The following is a 4,752-nucleotide window of genomic DNA, read 5'->3' as shown; positions in this document are numbered from 1 at the left end:
CGGCCGTGCCGGAGGCCGCGGGCGCGCTGGACGAGGGGCGGCGCTTGGGGGTCTGGCTCACACCGGTCAGCGTAGCCCGGGACGAAAAAGCCTGGGTACGCTGTTGACCATGCGCGCTCTCCTCGTGGTCAATCCCGCCGCCACCACCACCAGCGCGCGGGTCCGCGATGTGATCGGTACCGCGCTGGCCAGCGACCTGAAGCTCGAGGTGGCGACGACGGAGTACCGCGGCCACGCCCGCGACCTGGCCCGGCGGGCGGCCGAGGGCGGCGAGACCGAGCTGGTCGTCTCACTCGGTGGTGACGGCACCGTCAACGAGATCGTCAACGGTCTGCTGCACCACGGCCCGGATCCGGAGCGGCTGCCGAAGCTCGCCGTGGTGCCCGGCGGTTCCACCAATGTCTTCGCCCGCGCCCTCGGGCTGCCCAACGACGCGGTGGAGGCCACCGGCGCGCTGCTGGACGCGCTGCGGGCCGGTACCTCGAAGACGGTGGGCCTGGGGCTGGTCAGCGGCACCCCCGGCACCGAGGACGAGGGCGTGCCGGCCCGCTGGTTCACCTTCTGTGCGGGTCTGGGCTTCGACGCCGGGGTGATCGGACGGGTCGAGCAGCAGCGGGAGTTGGGTGCGCGCTCCACCCCGGCGCTCTACTTCCGGCAGGTGGCCCGGCAGTTCCTCGCCGACCCGCACCGCCGGCACGGCTCCATCACGGTGCTGCGCCCGGACGAGGAGCCGGTGCCCGAACTCATCACGGCGATAGTCTGCAACACCTCGCCGTGGACGTATCTGGGCAACCGCCCGGTGTACGCCTCCCCCAAGGCGTCCTTCGACACCGCACTCGACCTGCTGGGCATCACCAAGATGTCCACGATGTCAGGCGCGCGTTACGCGACGCAGTTGCTCCGCTCCACGCCGGAGCGGGGACCGCGTGGAAAGTACGCCCTGACGCTGCACGATCTCACCGACTTCACCTTGCAATCGCAGGCGCCATTGCCCTTCCAGGTGGACGGTGACCACCTGGGACTGCGTACGAGCGCGACCTTCAGAGGCGTACGCCGTGCACTGCGTGTGATTGTGTAAGTGGAAGAGCCTAAAGTCCTTTTACTCGAACGTTTAGACTGCCCTGCACCCCATGGAAGTACGGCTGTGACCGATGCGACACCGAGGAATCAAAAAAAACTTTCCTGAAGGGGTTGTATCTCCAGCCGAGGTTTGCGAGTCTCTAGGTGGCGATCGGGACGGCCGAACAACAGGCCCCCTTGAGAGCCCGAATCTCCTCCTCACTCCAGCGGGACAGCTCCAGCAACGGCTGGATGGCGTCCCGTTCGCTGTGCGGGGATTCGTGAAAGCGTTCACATTCACAAGCAACGTGCTTGTCACACAAGGAGTTGGAGCAGCCATGGACTGGCGTCACCGCGCCGTTTGCCGCGAGGAAGACCCCGAGCTCTTCTTCCCCATCGGCAACACCGGTCCTGCGCTGCTGCAGATCGAGGAAGCCAAGGCCGTCTGCCGCCGCTGCCCCGTCATGGACCAGTGCCTTCAGTGGGCACTGGAGAGCGGTCAGGACGCCGGTGTGTGGGGTGGCCTCAGCGAGGACGAGCGTCGTGCGATGAAGCGCCGCGCCGCCCGCAACCGGGCCCGCAACGCCACAGCCTGATTCACAGCCTTCCCCCCGAGCCGCAGCGCGCAGCACCTGCCAACACACGCGCAGCATCGTGAAGTGCCCCCCGTACCAATGGCGGTACGGGGGGCCTTCTTGTGTCCGGGCTCAGTTCTCCAGCGGGAGTTCGAGGATCACCCGGGTGCCGCCCGTCGGGGCGGGGAGCATGTCGAAGGTGCCGCCCAACTCCCCCACCACCAGGGTGCGGACGATCTGCAGGCCGAGATTGCCGGCCTGTTGGGCGTCGAAGCCGTCCGGCAGGCCCCGGCCGTCGTCCTGGACAGCGACGGTGACCAGGTCCTGACCGCGGAGCACCGAGACCTCCACCGTGCCGCTCTCGCCGGGTCCGAAGCCGTGTTCCAGCGCGTTCTGCAGGAGTTCGGTGAGCACCATGGCCAGCGGGGTGGCGATCTCCGCGGTGAGGATGCCGAACTTGCCGGTGCGCCGCGGGTTCACCCGGCCGGGTGAGATCTCCGCCACCATGGCCAGGACCCGGTCCGCGATCTCGTCGAACTCCACCCGTTCGTCGAGGGTTTGCGACAGCGTCTCGTGCACGATGGCGATCGAGCCGACCCGGCGCACCGCCTCGTCCAGCGCCTCGCGGGCCGCCTCGGAGTCCATCCGGCGGGCCTGCAGCCGCAATAGGGCCGCCACCGTCTGGAGGTTGTTCTTCACCCGGTGGTGGATCTCCCGGATGGTGGCGTCCTTGGTAATCAATTCGCGCTCGCGGCGTCGCAGTTCGGTGACATCCCGGAGCAGCACCAGAGAACCGATATGGATGCCTTTGGGTTTCAGCGGGATGGACCGCAGCTGGATCACCCCGTCGCCGCCCTCGACTTCGAATTCCCGCGGCGCCCAGCCGCTCGCCAGCTTGACCATCGCCTCGTCCACCGGGCCGCGCTCCGGGGCGAGTTCGGCGGTGGCCTGGCCGAGGTGGTGGCCCACCAGGTCGGCCGCCAGGCCCAGCCGGTGGTAGGCGGACAGGGCGTTGGGGCTGGCGTACTGCACCAGGCCCTCCGCGTCCAGCCGGATCAGCCCGTCGCCGGCCCGCGGCGAGGCGTCCATGTCCACGTGTTCGGACGGGAAGGGGAAGGAGCCGGCCGCGATCATCTGCGCCAGGTCCGACGCGCTCTGCAGGTACGTGAGTTCGAGCCGGCTGGGGGTGCGGACGGTCAGCAGGTTGGTGTTGCGGGCGATCACCCCGAGCACCCGGCCGTCGCGCCGCACCGGGATGGACTCCACCCGGACCGGCACCTCCTCGCGCCACTCCGGGTCGCCCTCCCGGACGATCCGGCCCTCGTCCAGCGCCGCGTCCAGCAGTGGGCGGCGGCCCCGGGGGACCAGATGGCCCACCATGTCGTCCTGGTACGAGGTCGGTCCGGTGTTCGGCCGCATCTGCGCCACCGAGACATAGCGGGAGCCGTCGCGGGTCGGCACCCACAGCACCAGATCGGCGAAGGACAGATCGGAGAGCAGCTGCCACTCCGAGACGAGCAGATGCAGCCATTCGAGATCGGAGTCGTCGAGGGCTGTGTGCTCGCGGACGAGGTCGTTCATGGAGGGCACGCCTGCGAGCGTACCGTTTTGGGCGGCCGGGCAGCGGTGCGCGCGGCCGCGGCCGGAGTAGTGGGGGAACGTGTGTTTGACGGGGGGTTCCGGCGGGAATTGACCGGTCGAATCGATGGCGGACCCATGGACAAGGCCAATGGTCTAGTCCACAATGGGCTCACCACAGACCTCCGCACTCCCCGCACAGGAGAGCGGATCGAGGCCACGGCGTTCTCTGCCCTGACGACGCCCGAAGCCTCTTCTGGTCGGTGCCACCCGACCGCGGGGACCGCACACCCCGTCGGCCGAGGCATCGACGGCAGCTCCGGGCTGCGGTGCTGGAGAGGTTGAGGGTCCTCTCCCGGCACCGCGGCCCGAAGTGCGTTCCGGGGCCGAATACGCGGCGGGGACGCGGCCGGCCGGGCCCGGCACCCCCACGGAACCGCCTCCCACCGGCGCGGCCACCTCTGGTAGATTGGTCTATACCATACCTTTCTCTTCCCGTCTCTTCCAGAACGGCAGGCCCAGCGTGGAAGTTGTCATCGTCCCGGACGCCGCGGCAGGCGGCGAACTCATCGCGGGGGCCGTCGCCGCCCTGCTGAGCCGCAAGCCCGACGCCCTGCTGGGCGTGGCCACCGGCTCCAGCCCGCTGCCCGTCTACCAGGCACTGGCCGGCCGGGTCCGCACCGGCGCCGTGGACGCCTCGCGGGCCCGGATCTGCCAGCTGGACGAGTACGTGGGCCTGCCGGCCGGGCACCCCGAGTCCTACCGCTCGGTGGTGCTGCGCGAGGTCGTCGAGCCGCTCGGGCTGTCGCCCGACTCCTTCATGGGTCCCGACGGCTCCGCCGAGGACATCCTGGCGGCCTGCGCGGCCTACGACGCGGCGCTCGCCGCGGCCGGCGGCGTGGACCTCCAGCTGCTCGGGATCGGCACCGACGGACACATAGGGTTCAACGAGCCCTGCTCGTCGCTGGCCTCGCGGACCCGGATCAAGACGCTCACCGAGCAGACCCGGGTGGACAACGCGCGCTTCTTCGGCGGGGACATCGAGCAGGTGCCGCACCACGTCATCACCCAGGGCATCGGCACCATCCTGGAGGCCCGGCACCTGGTCCTGCTCGCCACCGGCGAGGGCAAGGCCGAGGCGGTCGCCCAGACCGTCGAGGGACCGGTCGCCGCGATCGTGCCGGGCTCGGCGCTGCAGCTGCACCCGCATGCCACCGTCGTGGTGGACGAGGCCGCGGCCTCGAAGCTGAAGCTGGCGCCGTACTTCCGCGCCACCTTCGCGGCGAAGCCGGCCTGGCAGGGCCTCTGACCCCGACGCCGCGGCCCCCTCGCCCCCGGCCCGCACCGCCCGGCCCCCTCACGGCTGCCGCCGGACCACCCGCCGGCGGGGACGTCCCGCGCAGTTCCCGCGCCCCTACGGGGCCCCGAGCGGGGCCGCCAGGCGGGCGGCCGCGTACCCGCCCGCACCGCCCAGCCCCTCACGGCTGCCGCCGGACCACCCGCCGGCGGGGACGTCCCCCGCAGTTCCCCGCGCCCCTAC

The 4,752-nt window shown here is 70.7% G+C and carries 4 protein-coding genes; 3 read left to right on the top strand and 1 reads right to left on the bottom strand.

Annotated features, from left to right (window positions below; translation table 11 throughout):
* The first annotated feature begins 109 nt into the window (after positions 1-109).
* Entirely contained in the window at positions 110-1,078 is a 969-nt protein-coding gene (locus GA0115240_RS32050) for a diacylglycerol/lipid kinase family protein (RefSeq protein ID WP_093742220.1), read from the top strand.
* A gap of 319 nt (positions 1,079-1,397) precedes the next feature.
* A complete protein-coding gene (locus tag GA0115240_RS32045) occupies positions 1,398-1,655 on the top strand; it encodes a WhiB family transcriptional regulator (RefSeq protein ID WP_093742218.1) in 258 nt (85 codons plus the stop codon).
* A 111-nt stretch (positions 1,656-1,766) separates the two neighbouring features.
* On the opposite strand, the gene GA0115240_RS32040 is transcribed toward GA0115240_RS32045, so the two are convergent.
* Complete coding sequence (locus tag GA0115240_RS32040) at positions 1,767-3,215, bottom strand: sensor histidine kinase (RefSeq protein ID WP_093742216.1); 1,449 nt, start codon at positions 3,213-3,215, stop codon at positions 1,767-1,769.
* 520 nt (positions 3,216-3,735) lie between these two features.
* On the opposite strand from GA0115240_RS32040, the gene nagB reads away from it, so the two are divergent.
* Positions 3,736-4,521, top strand: coding sequence for a glucosamine-6-phosphate deaminase (nagB, locus tag GA0115240_RS32035; RefSeq protein WP_093742214.1), 786 nt, complete (start codon positions 3,736-3,738; stop codon positions 4,519-4,521).
* Positions 4,522-4,752: the final 231 nt, after the last annotated feature.

Source organism: Streptomyces sp. DvalAA-14 (assembly GCF_900091855.1).
Taxonomy (GTDB): Bacteria; Actinomycetota; Actinomycetes; order Streptomycetales; family Streptomycetaceae; genus Actinacidiphila.
The sequence above is the reverse complement of the archived record's forward strand: the minus strand, read 5'-3'. Positions and strand labels throughout refer to the sequence as shown.